Annotated in this window: 15 protein-coding genes and 1 other RNA gene; 15 read left to right on the plus strand and 1 reads right to left on the minus strand. The window is 63.8% G+C overall.

Annotation, left to right across the window (positions count from 1 at the left end; genetic code table 11):
* Positions 1–318 precede the first annotated feature (318 nt).
* The 4 genes from ABDB87_RS14220 to ABDB87_RS14235 all read left to right on the plus strand — a co-directional run bounded on the left by ABDB87_RS14220 (position 319) and on the right by ABDB87_RS14235 (position 4,455).
* The gene (locus ABDB87_RS14220) at positions 319–2,229 is read left to right on the plus strand and encodes a pectinesterase (RefSeq protein WP_345928174.1); all 1,911 of its coding nucleotides are present in this window, start codon (positions 319–321) and stop codon (positions 2,227–2,229) included.
* Positions 2,230–2,344: 115 nt separating this feature from the next.
* A complete protein-coding gene (gene pyrC, locus ABDB87_RS14225; RefSeq protein ID WP_345928176.1) occupies positions 2,345–3,379 on the plus strand; it encodes a dihydroorotase in 1,035 nt (344 codons plus the stop codon).
* 12 nt (positions 3,380–3,391) lie between these two features.
* Positions 3,392–3,808, plus strand: coding sequence for a hypothetical protein (locus tag ABDB87_RS14230; protein WP_345928178.1), 417 nt, complete (start codon positions 3,392–3,394; stop codon positions 3,806–3,808).
* A gap of 116 nt (positions 3,809–3,924) precedes the next feature.
* Complete coding sequence (locus ABDB87_RS14235) at positions 3,925–4,455, plus strand: YgjV family protein (protein WP_345928180.1); 531 nt, start codon at positions 3,925–3,927, stop codon at positions 4,453–4,455.
* Here ABDB87_RS14235 and ABDB87_RS14240 read toward each other — a convergent pair.
* Positions 4,445–5,665 (minus strand): cyclic di-GMP phosphodiesterase, encoded by a 1,221-nt coding sequence (locus ABDB87_RS14240; protein ID WP_345928182.1) that lies wholly within the window; start codon positions 5,663–5,665, stop codon positions 4,445–4,447. The two genes, ABDB87_RS14235 and ABDB87_RS14240, sit on opposite strands and share 11 nt — an antisense overlap.
* 109 nt (positions 5,666–5,774) lie before the next feature.
* On the opposite strand from ABDB87_RS14240, the gene rnpB reads away from it, so the two are divergent.
* The 11 genes from rnpB (at position 5,775) to murG (ending at position 17,718) form a co-directional block, all read left to right on the plus strand.
* An RNA gene (gene rnpB, locus ABDB87_RS14245) (RNase P RNA component class A) lies at positions 5,775–6,271 on the plus strand.
* 348 nt (positions 6,272–6,619) lie between these two features.
* Complete coding sequence (gene mraZ, locus ABDB87_RS14250) at positions 6,620–7,075, plus strand: division/cell wall cluster transcriptional repressor MraZ (RefSeq protein ID WP_345928184.1); 456 nt, start codon at positions 6,620–6,622, stop codon at positions 7,073–7,075.
* Positions 7,072–8,025 carry a 16S rRNA (cytosine(1402)-N(4))-methyltransferase RsmH gene (gene rsmH / locus ABDB87_RS14255; RefSeq protein WP_345928186.1) on the plus strand — a complete coding sequence of 318 codons (954 nt, stop codon included), beginning with the start codon at positions 7,072–7,074 and terminating at the stop codon, positions 8,023–8,025. The genes mraZ and rsmH overlap by 4 nt, the downstream gene beginning before the upstream one ends.
* Positions 8,022–8,294: a cell division protein FtsL gene (ftsL, locus tag ABDB87_RS14260; protein ID WP_345928188.1), complete on the plus strand. Its 273-nt coding sequence runs from the start codon at positions 8,022–8,024 to the stop codon at positions 8,292–8,294. Before rsmH ends, ftsL begins: the two co-directional genes overlap by 4 nt.
* A gap of 2 nt (positions 8,295–8,296) precedes the next feature.
* On the plus strand, positions 8,297–10,042 hold the full coding sequence (locus ABDB87_RS14265) for a peptidoglycan D,D-transpeptidase FtsI family protein (protein ID WP_345928190.1): 1,746 nt from the start codon (positions 8,297–8,299) through the stop codon (positions 10,040–10,042).
* Positions 10,039–11,541: a UDP-N-acetylmuramoyl-L-alanyl-D-glutamate--2,6-diaminopimelate ligase gene (locus ABDB87_RS14270; protein WP_345928192.1), complete on the plus strand. Its 1,503-nt coding sequence runs from the start codon at positions 10,039–10,041 to the stop codon at positions 11,539–11,541. Before ABDB87_RS14265 ends, ABDB87_RS14270 begins: the two co-directional genes overlap by 4 nt.
* The gene (locus tag ABDB87_RS14275) at positions 11,538–12,905 is read left to right on the plus strand and encodes a UDP-N-acetylmuramoyl-tripeptide--D-alanyl-D-alanine ligase (protein ID WP_385919178.1); all 1,368 of its coding nucleotides are present in this window, start codon (positions 11,538–11,540) and stop codon (positions 12,903–12,905) included. Before ABDB87_RS14270 ends, ABDB87_RS14275 begins: the two co-directional genes overlap by 4 nt.
* A gap of 5 nt (positions 12,906–12,910) precedes the next feature.
* On the plus strand, positions 12,911–13,999 hold the full coding sequence (gene mraY / locus ABDB87_RS14280; protein ID WP_345928194.1) for a phospho-N-acetylmuramoyl-pentapeptide-transferase: 1,089 nt from the start codon (positions 12,911–12,913) through the stop codon (positions 13,997–13,999).
* A 1-nt stretch (position 14,000) separates the two neighbouring features.
* A complete protein-coding gene (gene murD / locus ABDB87_RS14285) occupies positions 14,001–15,386 on the plus strand; it encodes a UDP-N-acetylmuramoyl-L-alanine--D-glutamate ligase (protein ID WP_345928196.1) in 1,386 nt (461 codons plus the stop codon).
* Complete coding sequence (ftsW, locus tag ABDB87_RS14290) at positions 15,383–16,651, plus strand: putative lipid II flippase FtsW (RefSeq protein ID WP_345928199.1); 1,269 nt, start codon at positions 15,383–15,385, stop codon at positions 16,649–16,651. Before murD ends, ftsW begins: the two co-directional genes overlap by 4 nt.
* Positions 16,648–17,718, plus strand: a complete 1,071-nt coding sequence (gene murG, locus ABDB87_RS14295) for an undecaprenyldiphospho-muramoylpentapeptide beta-N-acetylglucosaminyltransferase (protein ID WP_345928201.1) — start codon at positions 16,648–16,650, stop codon at positions 17,716–17,718. The genes ftsW and murG overlap by 4 nt, the downstream gene beginning before the upstream one ends.
* Positions 17,719–17,886 lie beyond the last annotated feature (168 nt).

The raw sequence follows: 17,886 nt of genomic DNA on the forward strand, positions 1-17,886 counted from the left end.
GGTAGGGGCTGCGTAGGAATCAACCCCCTTGTCCGTCTGCGCGCAGACGTCGAAAGCCGCTTCCAAAGGGGCTTTACGCGCTTTTCGCTGTCTCTGCGTCCTGAGGATAAAGCTTGTTCGTAGGGGTTTCTACCAGTGTAATTTTTGCGTCACAAATTTGTGCTTTTTGATTGTGCTGGCGTTTTTTCTTCATTGTTTTGATGTTTTGGTATCGGTAACAATGCTTGTTATCGGTCACAAAGACGGCTGATATCCGGTCGGATCCGATCCGTCTGGCTGTAGCGCACCAATACAAGAAGCAGTGAAGGAGACTCAAACATGGCATCACCCGTCAAGGCTGGCCTCGTGCCGGCAGTCCTGTTCGCATCCATCCTGGCCGCATGTGGCGGTGGAGGGGGCGGTTCTGACGGAACTTCGTCGTCGAGCGCGGCGTCGAGTTCGTCTTCGAGCAAGGCGTCGTCCTCCGCGGCCTCGAGCGTGACATCTTCTGCAGCATCGAGCGCGGCTTCGTCCTCGACGGCTTCGAGCACTGCCTCGTCTTCCAGCGCGGCTTCATCATCCAGTTCGAGCACGGCTTCAGGGGCACTGGTCCCCGCGAATGGTGCCACCGCGGCCTATACCGATACCCGTCTCCAGATTACCTTCGACTCCGTGCCCACGCTCGGTTCGAGCGGCACGATCAAGGTCTACAAGGCCAGCGATGATTCTCTGGTCGATACGATCAGCCTGAACGTGTTCAGCACGGGCAGCACGATCGCATCGCAATACACGGCAGCGGTGCTGGCGCAATACAACACGCAGACAGCGGTGTCGACGGCCAATACCGAGATCGACAAGCTCGGCAATGGTGCGGGCTCGGCCTTGACTCAGTGGCGCTGGATCTTCTACAAGCCGGTGAGCATTTCCGGCAACACGGCCACCATCCGTTTGCATGACGGCGTGCTGAGCCCCAACACGGCGTACTACGTCCAGATCGACAACGGCACACTGTCTGGCACCTATAAGGGCTCTGCCTTTGGCGGAATCACTGACAAGACAAGCTGGGCGTTCACGACGCGTTCCTTGCCGACGGTGTCGGCCAGCGTGACGGTGGATGATGACGGTGACACGGCGGACTTCCGCACCGTGCAGGGCGCCATCAACTGGGTGACGAGCAAATGCGGGACGGCCGGGTCCGACTCCAGCTGTACCGATATCAGCGTCCCGAAGACCATCACGCTGAAAAACGGAACGTATGACGGTGAGATGTTTGTCCGCAACATCAACAACCTCATCATCCAGGGCGAAAGCCGCGCCGGGGTGCTGGTGCGCTCCGAGAACTTCGACCAGTACAACCCCGGAACAGGAGGCAGCACCACCGCGGCGGTCTACTCCACCCTGGCTGGAAGCGTAACGGGTGCGACGGGCGCCACGACGAGAACGCGCCTCAATGGTGGTCGCGCCGTGCTGCTGGTCGAGAATGCCGACTTGCTCAAGCTGACGAATTTCACGCTGCAGAATACTCACGTGAAGAACGTTTGGGAGGGTACGACGGCCAGCATGAGCAACCAGGCCGAGACGATCTATTTCAACAGCGGCTCCTTGTCCGGCGGTCGTCTGATCGCTACCTACATGAACTTCTACAGCACCCAGGACACGATTCAGACCAAGGGCTGGGCGTGGATCTACCAGTCGCTGGTCAAGGGAGATGTGGACTTCATCTGGGGCGCTGCCTACGCGATCCTGCTTGAGGAAAGCGAGCTGCGGACCATCGTCGATACCACCGCTCCGACTTCTGGCGGCTATGTCACGGAATCCCGGATGGCCTATGGCTTCCCCGGCATCGTGGTGCTCAACAGCTCTTTGACACGGGATTCGGGCGTGCCGGATGGCGCGACCTACCTCTCGCGTCAGGCCAGCAACTTCACCGGCTATTGCACGACAGCCACCACGACCGGATCTCTTGCGAACGCCAACTACGGCTGCAACAACGTGGCTTACATCAATACAAAGATGGATGGTCACATCGCTGCGGCGGGCTGGTACTCGCAGAGCACCCTGCCGATGCTGCCGACCGCCACCACTGGCTATCGCGAGAGCGGTACGACGACGCTGACCGGGGGCGCGGTGGACCTGAGCAGCCGTCTGGCGACCTACTCCAGCAGCTCCGTTGATCTCACCGGGCTGGACACTCGCAAGGAAGTGTTTGCCCAGTGGAACAGCAGTACGGGCTGGACGCCGACGCCGTAAGCTGGCGGGTTTCATCCTGACAGTCGCGGCCGGGGCAACCCGGCCGTTTTTCTTTGGGGCTTGGCGGCACGCAGCTAGAATGCGGGCGGACGATTTTCCCGCCTGAAAGACACCCATGCAGACCCTGACGATCACCCGCCCCGATGACTGGCACCTTCACCTGCGCGATGGCGCAGCCCTGCCGATGACTGTGGCCGATGCCGCGCGCCGCTTCGGGCGCGCGATCATCATGCCGAACCTGCGCCCGCCGGTGACTACCGTGCAGCAGGCGGCGGCCTACCGCGAGCGCATCCTGGCGGCGGTGCCGGGGGGGCTCAAGTTCGACCCGCTGATGACGTTGTACCTGACAGACAACACCTCGCCGGACGAGATCACACGGGCGAAGGATTCGGGCTTCATTCATGCGGTGAAGCTCTATCCCGCCGGCGCGACCACCAATTCGGATGCCGGGGTGACGTCGATCGAGAAGGTTCATGCCGTGCTGGCACGCATGGAAGAGCTCGGTCTGGCCCTGTGCGTGCATGGCGAGGTGACCCATGGTGACGTTGATATTTTTGATCGCGAGTCTGTCTTTATCGATCGCGTACTGGCGCCGCTTGCGCGACGCTTCCCGCGTCTGCGTACGGTCTTCGAGCACATCACGACCCGCGAGGCGGCGCAGTATGTGAGTGGTGCCGGTGAGCATGTGGCGGCCACGATCACGGCCCATCACCTGCTGATGAACCGCAACGCGATTTTTGCGGGTGGCATCCGTCCGCACCATTATTGCTTGCCCGTGCTCAAGCGTGAGGTGCACCGTCAGGCGCTGGTCGAGGCTGCAATTTCCGGCAACCCGCGCTTCTTCCTGGGCACCGATTCGGCGCCGCACGCCAAGAGCACCAAGGAGGCCGCCTGTGGCTGCGCCGGCTGTTATACGGAGCACGCCGGTATCGAGTTGTACGCCGAGGCTTTCGAGCAGGCCGGTGCGCTGGATAGGCTGGAAGCCTTTGCCAGCTTCAACGGGCCTGACTGGTATGGCCTGCCGCGAAATGCGGACACGATCACGCTGGCAAAGGAGGCGTGGACGGTGCCCGCTACGATTGATTATCTGCCGGGCGACCCGGTCGTGCCGCTGCGTGCGGGCGAGACGGTGGCCTGGAAACTGGTTTGAGGATTGCCTCATATGAAGAAGCTGCCTGTTCCCGCGATGCTCGTGCTGACTCTGCTCCTGGCGGGCTGCGAGAACAACGCGGCTTCCTATCAGATCGATGGCAACAAGGATCATTCGATCAGCTTCGTGCGCGAGCAGAGTCTGGTGTTCGGCCCGGTATCGCAGCGTTTTGTCGTGTCCCGCGCGCCGGTCTGCCAGCGGCGATTCACGGTGGAAGACAGTCCGGTCGAGATGGCGAAAGTCTCGCTCTATGAGGTGGCGCCCATGCTGTATGCCGCGCAGCAGGGCAAAAACTGGTATGCGCTGGGAACCGAAGCCTGCCAGGTACAGACCTTCAAGGCGGAGGATCGTCCCGAAGCACCGCCGGGGCGTCTGGTAGGGAGCTTCGAGAAGCAGGGCTCCGAATTGCATTTTGTTCCGGCCCCGTAATTCCACGCATTGCTGCCTGACAACTTTCGGCTCACACTGAATTCCGTCGTCAGCGTCCCGATGCGCACCGTGCTCCGGTGTGATGCACCGAGTCGCCCGGTTTCCGGGAATTCCTCATGAGTCCAGATTTCTTTTCCGTGGCCCAGATGTTCGGCCACGCGACCTTCCTGCTCGGAATGGTGAGCTTTTCGCGCAAGAGTGATGCGCACTTCAAGCAGTGGCTGACTGCGCAGAACCTGCTCTACGCGACCCACTTCTATCTGATGGGCAATCCGGCAGCCATGGCGGGCGCGCTGCTTTCAGCCACCCGCAACGTGCTGTCGATGAAAACCCGCGCGCTCTGGGTCGCTATTCTGCTGCTGAGCCTGAACGTGGCGCTGGGCTTCGTATTCGTGCACTCGCTGTGGAATGTGCTGCCCTTGCTGGCGACCGCAGTCGCCACGCTTTCGATGTTCCGCCTGAACGGCTTGCGGCTGCGCTGCGGCATGCTGGTGGCGACGCTGCTCTGGTTGCTCAACAACATCCATACCGGATCGATTGGCGGGACGATCATGGAATCGATGATCACGGTGGTGTCGGTCGTCACGATCTTCCGCTTGTGGCGCGACGCGCGGCTACAGCCTGCGGCAGATGCGCTCAGACCGTAATGAACTGGGTGGTGTCGATCTGCCACTGCGCCGGATCTTCATGACCCACGATGCGATCCGCACCGCCCGAGCCCATCGGGCGTGAGAGGTCGAGGTCGTAAGGCTCGACACGCGAGTTCGAGCGGGTGCTGAAGATCACCTTCAGCCGTGGCTGCAGCAGGTTGCTGTCGTTCTGTTCCAGCACGACGCCCAGCCGGCCCGACTCCAGCTTGACCAGCGCGCCGACCGGGTAGATGCCGACGCAACGAATGAAGGCCTGCACGAGCTTGGGGTCGAAATGGAAGCTGCTCCATTCATGCAGCTTGCGCAGCGCGTCGGTGGCCGGTATGCCGCGGTGGTAGCAGCGATCAGCCGTGATCGCGTCATACACGTCGACAATCGAGGACATCCGGACGAGCTGGGTGATCTGCTCGGGGCGATAGCGGTCCGGGTAGCCGCTGCCATCCATGCGCTCATGGTGGTGGAGCGTGATGTCGAGCGGGATCGGTCCGATTTCAGGCGTCTTGAGCAGCACTTCGTAGCCATCGCGCGGGTGGCGCTTGATGAGTTCGAACTCCTCGTCGGTCAGCTTGCCCGGCTTGTTGAGCACCGCGTCCGGCACGAAGGCCTTGCCGGTGTCGTGCAGCAGGCCGCCGAGTCCGGCCTGGCGGGTGGTTTCGGCGTCCAGCCCGACGGTGCGGCAAAAGGCGACGAGCAGGGCGCACACGCTCACGCTGTGGAGAAAGGTGTAGTCATCCTTGCTCTTGATGGTCATCAGTCCGATGAGGGCGCCGCTGTTGCGCAGAATGGACTCGGTGATGTTCTCGACCACATGGTCGACCTTCTCCATCTCCACTGCGCGACCGAGGCGGGCGTCGGCCATCACATTGCGCACCAGCGCCTGGGCGCGTCCCTTGATCGCATAGGCGCGGCGGACTTCCTCTTCGCGGGTGGCATGAATGATCGCGGGCTGCTCGGCGGTGACCAGTTCGATCATTTCCTGTTGCAGCGTTTCCCGCACCTCTTCCTCGGTGGGCGCATCCGGCAGGTCGACGCCCTTGTCGGTGTCGATGTAGACGTAGTGGATGCCGGACTCGACGATCTTCTCGATCTGGGCTTCCGTGCCGATCTTGAACTGGTTCTTCAGGAACGGGTGGCTGAGCCAGTCGCAATCGAGCTCATGGATGTACATGCCGACGCGCAATTCGGAGGAGTCGATTTTCTTGATCATGTTTTCCGGTGCTGTTTCTTGCCCACTTCCGCGTCTACGGCAGCAACGAGGAAAAAATGAACCCCGTTTGCGGAGTTTGTGAAGACGGCGGGCCGTATAATCGCGCCGGGAAGTTCGCCAGGCAGTCGCTGTGTGCGCTTGCGCACATGGAGGAAAGTCCGGGCCCCGCAGGGCAGGATGCCGGCTAACGGCCGGGCGCCGTGAGGCGACGGAAAGTGCAACAGAAAACATACCGCCGATGGCGGGACTTCGCGGCCGCAAGGCCGCAAAGTCTTTATCTGATCAGGTCTCCTGATGAGATATCTATCTGGTCAGGTTTCCTGATCAGACCGATCAGGCAAGGTTGAAATGGTGTCGGGCCGAGCGCGAGCGAAGCTTGGCGCATTGCGCAAGCGATGCGGGGTAAGAGCCCACCGCAGTCCCTGGTAACAGGGCTGGCTTGGTAAACCCCATCCGGGGCAAGGCCAAATAGGGGGGCGTTGATGTGGCCCGCAGAGCCCCCGGGTAGGCTGCTAGAGCCTTGTGGCAACACAAGGCCCAGAGGAATGACTGCCCCGCCGGCGAAAGCCGGCGCGACAGAACCCGGCTTATCGGCGGACTTCCCACTTCCCGATCCAGCGAATCCTCCGCGGCGCCTTGTCGCCTGAGGCCGGTGCGATGCCGTGTCGCGCTTTCCTGCAGGTCCTGACGCCCGCAGAACGTTAAAAAACGTTTCTTCGCCTGGCTGCGTGAGTTCCCCTTTTGTTTCAACGCCTTCTATCCCCCTGTTGCGACGCGTTGCATCGCAGGCCGCCGTCCGTGCGTTCCCGCCTGTCTATCCGTCCTGTGCGCTTGACCACCCTTTTTTTTCCAACTAAAGTGGGTTGAAGTGGGAGAAAGAGGGTAAAAGTGGGAAAAAGTGCGGGTGGCCTTGCGTGCCCCTGATTCCGCCTCTTCTCCGGTTCAGGAGGTTTCATGGCATTCCAGGGCGCTTCAGTGCTCAGTCTCGATGCGAAGGGTCGCTTGTCGATTCCTTCGCGGCATCGTGACGCGCTGATGGCGCAGTGCGCAGGCAACCTGGTCATGACGACTCACCCCCATGGATGCGTGGCGGTTTTCCCCCTTCCGGTGTGGGAACCGATGCGCGACAAGATCCTGGCGATCCCTACCTTGAACAACCGCAGTGCGGCCGACATGCGCCGGCTGCTGGTCGGGAACGCGCTGGACGAGGAAATGGATGGCAACGGCCGGGTGCTGGTCGCTCCCGCCCTGCGCGAGTACGCGAAGCTGGACAAGCAGGTGCGGCTGATGGGGCTGGGTACCCATTTCGAACTCTGGTCTGAAGACGTCTGGCAGCAACAGCAGGCTGAGGCTGCTGCCCGCTTCCAGAGTGGCGAGCTGCCACCTGGTTTTGAAGACATTGCGCTGTGAGCGGCGAGTTCAGCCACATCACGGTGCTGCTGGATGAAGCAGTCGACGCGCTGGCGATCCGGCCGGACGGCACCTATGTAGACGCGACCTTCGGCCGCGGTGGGCACAGCCGGCGGATTCTCGCGGCGCTCGGCGAACATGGGCGGCTGGTGGCTTTCGACCGCGATCCGCGGGCCATCGAAGCGGGCAGGGCGCTCGCGGACCCCCGCCTGACGCTGGTGCACGAACCCTTTTCGGCTTTTGCCGGCGAGCTTGATGCACTGGGCGTGACGCAGGTCGATGGCGTGCTGATGGACCTTGGCGTGTCGTCTCCGCAGCTCGACGACGCCAGCCGGGGAATGAGTTTCAGGTTTGATGCGCCGCTGGACATGCGCATGGATCCGACGCGGGGTGAAACCGCCGCGGAATGGCTGGCCCGCGCGAGCGTGGCCGAAATATCCAATGTGCTGAGGGAGTACGGGGATGAGCGGTTTGCTTACGCGATTGCAAAGGCGATTGACGCTGCTAGGCAAGGGGGCAATGTTGCTACCACAGGACAGCTTGCCGAGATCGTTGCGGCGACCGTCCGCACACGCGAGCCGGGGCAGCATCCGGCGACGCGTACCTTCCAGGCTCTACGGATTTGCGTCAACCGCGAGCTTGAGGAGCTTTCGCTGATCCTGCCGCAGGCAGTGTCCCGACTTCGCCCGGGGGGGCGCCTGGCTGTGATCGCCTTTCATTCGCTCGAAGACCGCATCGTCAAGCGTTTCATGCGTGACAACGCGCGCGCGCCAGCCCTGCCCAAGGGCCTGCCGGTGCGGGAGTCCGAGCGACCACGGCCGGCACTGGGTCTGATCGGTGACGCCATCAAGCCGTCGGCAGAAGAGGTGCGCGCCAATCCGCGTTCGCGCAGCGCCGTGCTGCGTATTGCGGAGCGCACGACGGCGCCGTTTGCGGGAGCGCCGGCATGACACGCCTTACCGCGCTGCTGGCGATCCTGACCGTGTGCTGTGCGCTGGGTGTTGTCGCCAGCCAGCACAACGCCCGCAAGCTCGTGACTGCCATCGAGCGCGAACAGGTACATACCCGGAATCTGGAAGTCGAGTGGAATCAGCTCGACATCGAACAACAGGCCGTGGCCGCCTTGCCCACGGTCGAACGCTTCGCGAGAGGCACACTTCACATGGCGGCGCCGGCGAAGGGCGACCAGCTGACACTGAACCCTGCCAAAGGAGGGTGAAGATGACAAAAGCCTATACGTTCAACCGCAATCCCTTGTTGTCCCGCAGCCTGCCCGAGTGGCGGGCTCGTTGCGTTCTGGGCTGCCTGATGCTCGGCTCTTTCGTGCTCGTTGGCCGCGCGATGTATCTGCAGGGCGTCAACAAGGAATTCCTGCAGCGCAAGGGTGAGTCCCGCTATGCACGTGTCCTGGAATTGCCCGCCAATCGCGGCAAGGTGGTGGACCGGCATGGCGATACGCTGGCGACCAGCACGCCGGTGAAGTCCATCGCCGTATTGCCCGATCTTGCCCAGCTGAGCCCGGGCGATATCGCCTTGCTGGCCAAGACGCTGGAGATTCCCGTTTCGGAGGTCAACCGCAAGCTTGCCAGCGGCAAGGATTTCGTCTTCCTGGCGCGTGCCGTGGCACCCGATGTGTCGGATCGTGTGCAGGCCCTGAAGCTGCCCGGCATCCAGGCGCAGGAGGAATATCGTCGTTTCTATCCGGCAGGCGAAATGGCGGCGCATCTGGTCGGCTTTACCAACGTGGATGACCAGGGGCAGGAAGGCATCGAGCTCGCGTTCAACAAGAGCCTGGTCGGCCGCACCGGCGCACGTCGCGTGATCAAGGATCGTCGCGGTCACATCGTGGAAGACGTGGAATACATCCGGCATCCGCAAGACGGCGAAAACGTCCAGCTCGCCATCGATGCGAAGATCCAGTACCTCGCCTACTCCACACTGAAGCAGGCGGTACAGGCCAACAAGGCCAAGTCCGGCTCGGCGGTGGTGCTCGACGCACGCACGGGTGAAGTGCTGGCATTGGTCAACAACCCGACCTACAACCCGAACAACCGCATCAAGCTCACCGGTGAGCAGCTGCGCAATCGGGTCATGACCGACAGCTTCGAGCCGGGCTCGGTGATGAAGCCGATCGTGGCTGCAATGGCGCTGGAGTCCGGCAAGTACCGTCCGAACACCCAGGTCAATCTCGGCAATGGCCGCCTCATCATCGATGGCGCCAATATCGGCGATGCACACGGTGGTGGCGGCATCATGACCGTCGCCCAGATCATCCAGAAGTCCTCCAACGTGGGCGCGGCCAAAATGGCCCTGAGCTTTCCGCCGCAGCACATGTGGGATCTGTATGACGATCTCGGATTCGGCAAGCCGCTCAAGCTGGGCTTTCCCGGCGAGGTTGGCGGTCGCCTGCGCCCCTGGCAGAGCTGGCGCCCCATCGAGCAGGCCACCATGGCCTACGGTCACGGTGTGTCGGTCACGCTCATGCAGATGGCGCACGCCTACACCGTTTTCGGACGGGGCGGCGAGCTGATTCCAGTGTCACTGACCAAGCTCGATGCACCGCCGGTGCATGGCAAGCGCATTTTCAGCCAGGACGTGTCGCGTGAAGTGCTGCACATGATGGAGTCCGTCCTGCAGCCTGGCGGCACCGCACCGCAGGCTGCCGTACCAGGCTACCGTGCTGCCGGCAAGACCGGCACGGCCATGAAGCTTGAGAACGGGCGTTACACGAAGAAATACGTGGCGGCGTTCGTGGGTCTGGTGCCGGTCTCCGACCCCAGGCTGATCATTGCCGTCGCCATCGATGAGCCCAGTGCCGGCAAGCACTACGGCGGTGATGTGGCCGGCCCGGTGTTCTCGCAGATCGCGGCCAGTTCGCTGCGCTCGATGGGCGTGCGTCCGGATGCGCCCATCGTGCCGCAGCAGCTTGCCCAGCAGCAGTATCCGGCGACCCGGGAGGCCATGTGACCACGCCGCTGGCTGAAGCCATCGTTGCGTTGCTGCGGGCCTCGGGAGGCGAGCTGCGACGCGTGTGTGCCGATTCGCGCAAGGTCCGGCCGGGTGACGTATTCCTGGCGTATCCGGGGCACGCCAGCGACGGTCGTCGCTACATTTCGGATGCCGTGGCGCGTGGCGCGGTAGCGGTGCTCTGGGAGCGCGAGGGCTTTGACTGGGACGCCGGGTTTGCTGTGCCGAACCTGCCGGTGGACGGCCTGCGCTGGCTAGCCAGCGACATTGCCGACGAGGTGTTCGGTCGGCCGTCCGCTGTGCTGTGGATGGTCGGCATCACCGGCACCAACGGCAAGACCTCCATCTCGCAGTGGGTTGCGCGTGCCTTCAATGCGCTGGGGCGCAAGTGTGCGGTCGTCGGCACGCTGGGCTCCGGTTTTCCGGGCCGTCTGGAGCAGACCGGCAATACCACGCCGGATGCCATTGTCCTGCAAGAGGATCTGGCTCGCTTCCGCGAGGCGGGTGCAGACGCGGTTTCGATGGAGGTGTCGTCGATCGGCCTCGATCAGGGACGCGTCAGCGGCTGCAGGATGGATGTGGCGGTGTTCACGAACCTCACCCGCGACCATCTCGATTATCACCACAGCATGGAAGCCTACGCCGCGGCCAAGTCGAAGCTCTTCGACATGGCCGGGCTGAAGTCGGCGGTTCTCAACTTCGACGACCTGATGGGCGTCGTGCTTGCGCGTCGGCTCGCAGCGGGCAACGTGCGGGTCGTCGGCTACAGTCTCGTGCCCGATAACGCGACGGCCGCTCCGGCCGCGCGCCTGCTGCTGGTCGAGAACCTCCGTACCAGTGAAACCGGCATGCAGTTCGTCGTGAGTGTGGACGGACAGCGCTTCGACATGTCGGTGGGGCTCGTCGGGCAGTTCAATGTTTCGAATCTGCTGGCCGTGATGGGCGTGCTGCTCGAGTCCGGATTCAGTGTCGAGGATGCGGTCAGGGTCGCTGGCGAGCTCACGCCACCGGCGGGTCGCATGCAGATCGTCGGAGGCGTGGGCGAGCCGCTGGTGATTGTTGATTACGCGCATACGCCCGACGCGCTGGAACAGGCTCTGCAAGCCCTGGCGCGCACGCGCAGCTCTCGCCAGGGCAAGCTTGTCTGCATCTTCGGCTGCGGTGGCGACCGTGACCCGGGCAAGCGTCCGCTCATGGGCGAGGTGGCGGCCCGCCTGGCCGACAAGGTCGTGATCACCAGTGACAACCCGCGTACCGAAGCACCCGATCGGATCATCGAACAGATTGCCGAGGGCGCACCCGAGGCCCGCCGCATCATCGACCGGGCCGAAGCCATCCGGAGCGTGATCTGTGATGCGGCAGATGATGACGTCATTCTGCTGGCGGGCAAGGGACACGAGGACTATCAGGATATCAATGGCCGCAAGCACCACTTCAGCGATGCTGAGCACGCCACTTCCGCACTGGCTGTGCGCGGCGGGCAGGGAGGCCGGGCATGATGGATCTGTTGACGGCAGCGCGAGCCACGCAGGGCCGACTTGAAGGGGACAACGCTTCCTTTTCCGGTGTCAGCACCGATTCGCGCCAGGATCTGGCCGGCCGGCTTTTCATTGCACTCAAGGGCGATCGTTTTGATGCCCATGATTTTCTGGCCGATGTGGCGGCGCAGGGCGCGGTGGCAGCGCTTGTCGACGAACGTGAAGGATTGTCGGCGCCGGCCGGGCTGCCGCTGATCCGTGTGCCGGACACGCGCCTGGCGCTGGGCCAGCTGGCAGCTTTCTGGCGTGCGCAGTTCCGCATTCCCCTGATCGGCGTTACCGGAAGCAATGGCAAGACGACGGTCAAGGAAATGTGCGCGAGCATCCTGCGGGCCTGGCTGGGTGACGACGCCGTGCTGGCCACCCAAGGCAACCTGAATAATGACATTGGCGTGCCCTTGATGCTGCTGAGGCTTCACGCCGGGCATCGTGCGGCCGTGATCGAGATGGGCATGAATCATCCCGGCGAGATCGCCTATCTGGCCGGTCTTGCCGCGCCCGGTGTCGCGATCGTCAACAACGCTCAGCGCGCACACCTCGAAGGCATGGGCGGCCTGCTCGCCGTGGCGGAGGAAAAGGGTGCGATCTTCTCGGCCCTCGCCGTCGATGGCACGGCCATCATCAATGCCGATGACGAGCATGCCTCTTTCTGGCTGGAGCGTCTGCCCGGCTGCAGCAGCCTGTGCTTCGGTTTTTCGGATGCGGCTGACGTGTCGGCCACGGTGGAGCCTGCGCGCCTGGGCTCCCGCCTCAGCCTGCGCACGCCGTCCGGCAACGCGATTGTCGAACTGAGCGCGCCGGGGCTGCACAACGCACGCAATGCTCTGGGGGCTGCCGCAGCCTGCATGGCAGCCGGTGCGCCGCTGGATGCCGTGGTGCGCGGCCTCTGCACATTCCAGGGCGCGAAGGGGCGACTGCAGCGCAAGCTTGCAGCAGGCGGGGCGATCCTGATCGATGACAGCTACAACGCCAACCCTGATTCGGTTCGTGCCGCGATCGATGTGCTGGCTGCCACGCCGGGCAAGAAGTTCCTGGTGCTCGGTGACATGGGCGAGATCGGCGAGATGAGCGCGCAGTGCCACGACGAAATCGGTGGCTATGCTCGCAGCGCAGGCATCGACCGCCTCTTCGCGCTGGGGGAGCACAGCCGGCTGGCTGCGCGGAACTTCGGCTCCGGGGGCCTGCACTTCGAGTCGGCAGAGGCGCTGGCGGCTGCGGTGCTGCCCCTGCTGGACGCCGATGCAGTCGTGCTCGTAAAGGGATCGCGCTTCATGCGCATGGAACGCGTGGTGGAGGCTCTGAGCCCGCACCCGGACAAGGACTGATCCAAATGCTACTCAAACTTTTTCTCTGGCTCGGGCAGGATGTGCGCACGTTCAACGTGTTCGGCTACATCACGCTGCGCACCATGCTCGCCGCCCTGACCGCGCTGGTCATCTCCTTCATTTTCGGGCCGCCGCTGATCCGCTGGCTGGCCGCCAAGAAGATCGGTCAGGCCGTGCGTGACGATGGTCCGAAGTCACACCTGACCAAGGCTGGCACGCCAACCATGGGAGGCGCGCTGATCCTCATCGCGATCGGTATCACAACGCTGCTGTGGGGGGATCTCTCGAATCACTACATCTGGGTCGTGCTGCTTGTCACGCTGGGCTTCGGTGCGGTGGGCTGGGTGGATGACTGGCGCAAGGTCGTTCATCGCGACCCCAAGGGGCTGGCCAGCCGCTGGAAGTATTTCTGGACCTCGGCCATTGCACTCGCCGCAGCGATCTTCCTCGCCTTCAATGCCGGAACGCCGGCCCACACCGAACTGATCGTGCCGTTCTTCAAGTCGGTTGCCTATCCGCTTGGCATTTTCGGTTTCATCGCGATGACCTATTTCGTGATCAATGGCACCAGCCATGCGGTGAATCTGACCGATGGCCTCGATGGTCTGGCCATCATGCCGACCGTGATGGTGGCGGCCGCACTGGCGATCTTTGCCTATGTGGCCGGGCACAAGGGTTTTTCTGCCTACCTCGGCGTGCCCTACATTCCGGGGGCTGGCGAGCTGGCGGTGTTCTGCGGCGCGATGGCCGGCGCGGGGCTGGGCTTCCTGTGGTTCAACGCGTATCCCGCGGATGTGTTCATGGGTGACGTGGGCGCACTGGCGCTGGGCGCCGCGCTGGGCACGGTCGCGGTGATCGTGCGTCAGGAAATCGTGCTCTTCATCATGGGCGGTCTGTTCGTGGCCGAAACCCTGTCGGTGATGCTGCAGGTCTCCTACTTCAAGTGGTCGGGTGGCAAGCGGATTTTCCGCATGGCACCGCTTCACCACCATTACGAACTCAGTGGCTGGAAGGAAACGCAGGTGGTGGTCCGCTTCTGGATCATCACCCTGATGCTCGTGCTCTTCGGTCTCTCCACGCTCAAGCTTCGCTGAAATGAAACGGGCCGCACACTATCTGGTTCTCGGTCTGGGTGAGTCGGGCCTGGCCATGGCGCGATGGCTTACCCGCAAGGGTGTCGCACTGCGGGTGGCTGACTCGCGGCCGAATCCTCCGGGGCTGGATGTGCTGCGCGCGCAGTGTCCCGATGCTGAAGTCATATGCGGTCCGTTCGGCGAAGGATTGCTGGATGGCGTGACGCGTGTCGCGCTGAGCCCCGGGCTGTCGGTCGATGCGCCGCTGGTGGTGCAGGCGCGTGCGCGCGGCATCGACGTGACCGGCGAGATCGAACTCTTCGTCGAGGCGCTCGAGGATCTGGGCGAGCGCCAGCGGTGTCGTCTGCTGGCCATTACCGGCACGAACGGCAAGACCACCACCACTACGCTGGCCGGCGTGCTGGCTGGCGCGGCGGGCAGGGATGCGATGGTCGCCGGCAATATTTCGCCCGCGGCACTGGACGCACTCATGCAGCGTCTGGATCAGGGACGTCTGCCTGAGGTCTGGGTGCTGGAGCTCTCCAGCTTTCAGCTTGAGACCACGCGCGCGCTTAATGCCGATGCGGCGGCCGTGCTCAATGTCACTGACGATCATCTGGATCGCCACGGCAGCATGCAGGGCTACGCAGCCGCCAAGGCTGCAGTCTTTGCTGGCGCGCCGGCTCAGGTTCTCAATCGGCAGGACGTTTTTTCCATTGCAATGCGCAGGGCCGGATTGGCGCAGCACAGCTTCGGCCTTGACGCACCGGCTGCTGCAGGGGATTTCGGCCTCGTTCGCCATGCCGGCGAGCGCTGGCTGGCCGAGGGCAGCGCGCTGCTCATGCCGGCTGCCGAAGTGCCGCTGGCGGGGGATCACAATCTTGCCAACGTGCTGGCCGCGCTGGCGCTTTGCCGCGCGATCGATCTGCCGATGCGCCCGATGCTGGAGGCCATTCGCGGCTTCGCCGGTCTGCCTCACCGGGTCGAGAAGGTCGCCGAGCGGCATGACGGCGTCGTGTTCTACGACGACTCCAAGGGAACCAATGTCGGTGCTACGCTCGCCGCCCTGCAGGGGCTCGGTCGTCGCGTGGTGCTGATCGCCGGCGGCGATGGCAAGGGGCAGGACTTCACGCCGCTCCGTGACGCGTTTCGCGATCATGCGCGCGCGGTGGTCCTGATCGGTCGCGACGCCCGGATCATCGAAGCGCAGACACGCGACAGCGGTGTCGAATTCGTCTTCGCGGAGAGCATGGACGAGGCCGTACTGGCTGCCGACAGGCTGGCTTCACCGGGCGAGGCCGTGCTGCTTTCACCCGCCTGTGCGAGCATGGACATGTTCCGCAACTATGCTCACCGTGCGGAGGTTTTCGTGGCGGCCGTGCGGCGCCTGCCGGGGTGCAGTCAATGATCGGCGGCGAGCTGCTCTCGCGCGTGCGCGCGCTGTTCCGCTCCGATGACAGCCGCTTCAGCGGTCAGGCCAGGGCGGGCGAGCTGGATGGCTGGCTGTTCTGGTCGTCGGCCCTGCTGCTGCTGTTCGGCCTGGTGATGGTCTATTCCTCGTCGATAGCCTTTGCCGAAGGCAGCCGCCTCTCGAGTCACAACTCGACCTTCTTTCTCACCCGTCATGCGATCTTTCTGGCGCTCGGTGCGGTATCGGGGCTGATCGCCTTCCAGGTGCCGGTGCGCAACCTTCAGAAGCTCGCGCCCTGGTTGGCCGCGGCAGGCATTCTGGCCTTGCTGCTGGTGCTGATTCCGCATGTCGGGCGCGAGGTCAACGGTGCACGTCGCTGGATTCCGCTCGGCCCGATCAACATCCAGCCTTCCGAGTTCATGAAGCTGGCCATGGCGCTTTACGCGGCGGACTACACCGCCCGCAAGCTGCCGGTGATGAAGAGCTTCATGAAGGCTTTCGTGCCAATGGCCGCGATGGTGGCGGTGATCGGCTTCCTGCTGTTGCGCGAGCCCGACTTCGGCGCGCTGATCGTGATTGCCTGCATCGCGTTCGGCATCCTGTTCCTCGGCGGCATGAACGTGCGCATCTTCGCGGCGCTGAGCGTATTCGCGGTCATCATGATCGCGATCCTGGTGCTGACTTCTCCGTACCGGCGCGAGCGTCTGTTCGGCTTCTCCGACCCGTGGAAGGATGCGCTGGGCAGCGGTTACCAGCTCTCGCACGCACTGATCGCGTTCGGCCGCGGCGAGTGGTTCGGCGTCGGTCTGGGCGGCAGCATCGAGAAGCTCTTCTATCTGCCGGAAGCTCATACCGACTTTCTGCTCGCCGTGATTGCGGAAGAACTCGGCTTCACCGGCGTGCTGGTCGTGATCGTCCTGTTCGCGATCATCGTGCAGCGGGCCTTTGCCATTGCGCGCCGCTCGCATCATCTGGAGCGCCACTTTTCCGGACTGGTCGCCCAGGGGATCGGCCTCTGGATCGGCGCGCAATCGCTCATCAACATGGGCGTGAACATGGGCGTGCTGCCGACCAAGGGCCTCACGCTGCCGTTGATGAGCTTCGGTGGCTCCGGCATTCTGGCGAACTGCCTCGCGCTGGCCGTGCTGCTCCGGATTGACTGGGAAAACCGGCAGCTGCCGCGCAGTACGGCGGGCTCCGGCTACGGTGCGGCTGCCGTAGCGCGGCCGGCTGCGGTGCGCCGTGGAGGAGATCCGGTATGAGTTCGCGCCAGAAAAAACTGCTCGTGATGGCCGGCGGCACCGGCGGACACATCTATCCCGGCGTCGCCGTCGCCGAAGCGCTCCGCGCGCGCGGCTGGCAGATTGCCTGGATGGGAAACGAAGACCGCATGGAGGGGCGCATCGTACCGGCTTACGGTTACGAGCTGGCCTGGATCCGTTTCGGCGCCCTGCGCGGCAAGGGATTGCTCGCCAAGCTGATGCTGCCGGTCAATCTGCTGCGCGGATTCTGGCAGGCAGCGCAGGCGATCCGGCGCGTGAAGCCCGACGTCGTGATCGGCATGGGGGGCTATGTCAGTTTTCCGGGCGGCGCGATGGCGCGTTTGCTCGGCAAGCCGGTCATCGTGCATGAGCAGAACTCGGTGGCGGGGCTGGCCAATCGCGTGCTCGCACGTCTTGCCCGGCGTGTGGTCTGCGGCTTCCCCGATGTGATCGCTGGTGGCGCATGGCTCGGCAATCCGGTTCGTGCCGACATCGCTTCGCTGCCGTCTCCGGGCGAACGCTTTGCAGGCCGCTCCGGGCCGCTGAAGTTGCTCGTGGTCGGGGGCTCACTGGGCGCGCGGGCGCTCAACGATGTCGTACCGGCCGCCCTTGCGCGCCTGCCGGAAGCGCAGCGACCGAAGGTGACGCATCAGTCCGGCGCCAACCAGCTCGAGGCGCTTGAGGCCGCGTATGCCGCGGCTGGCGTGAAGGGCGAGTTGCTGCCTTTCATCGACAACATGGCGCAGCGCTATGCGGAGGCGGATCTGGTGATCTGCCGCTCGGGGGCGCTGACCGTGGCCGAGCTGGCTGCCGCGGGCGTGGCCAGCGTGCTGGTGCCTTTCCCGCACGCAGTGGATGACCACCAGACCGGTAACGCCGGTTTTCTGTCGGAGCGTGGGGCTGCCGTGCTGATCCAGCAGCGTGAGCTTGATGCCGACCGCCTCGCCGACTGCCTGGCCGGGCTGGACCGCGCCCGATTGCTCGCAATGGCCGAGGCCGCGCGCACGCTCGCCAGGCCTCATGCGGCCGAAGACGTGGCCCGTGTCTGCGAGGAGTTGTGCCAGTGACGCGCGCGGTGCACACGCGATCCATCAAAGCGGGCTTGAAGGCCTCCGGAAGCGTGCCTTGGCGCCTGAAATTTGCGACACTTCCGCGATTGTGCCGGGGCGTTTGCCCGGCACCGGTCCCATTCATCGCAACAGGTTTTCAAATGACCCGGAAAAGCAGTGCCGGCA

Origin of the sequence: Uliginosibacterium paludis (assembly GCF_039631355.1) — a bacterium.
Lineage (GTDB): Bacteria > Pseudomonadota > Gammaproteobacteria > Burkholderiales > Rhodocyclaceae > Uliginosibacterium > Uliginosibacterium paludis.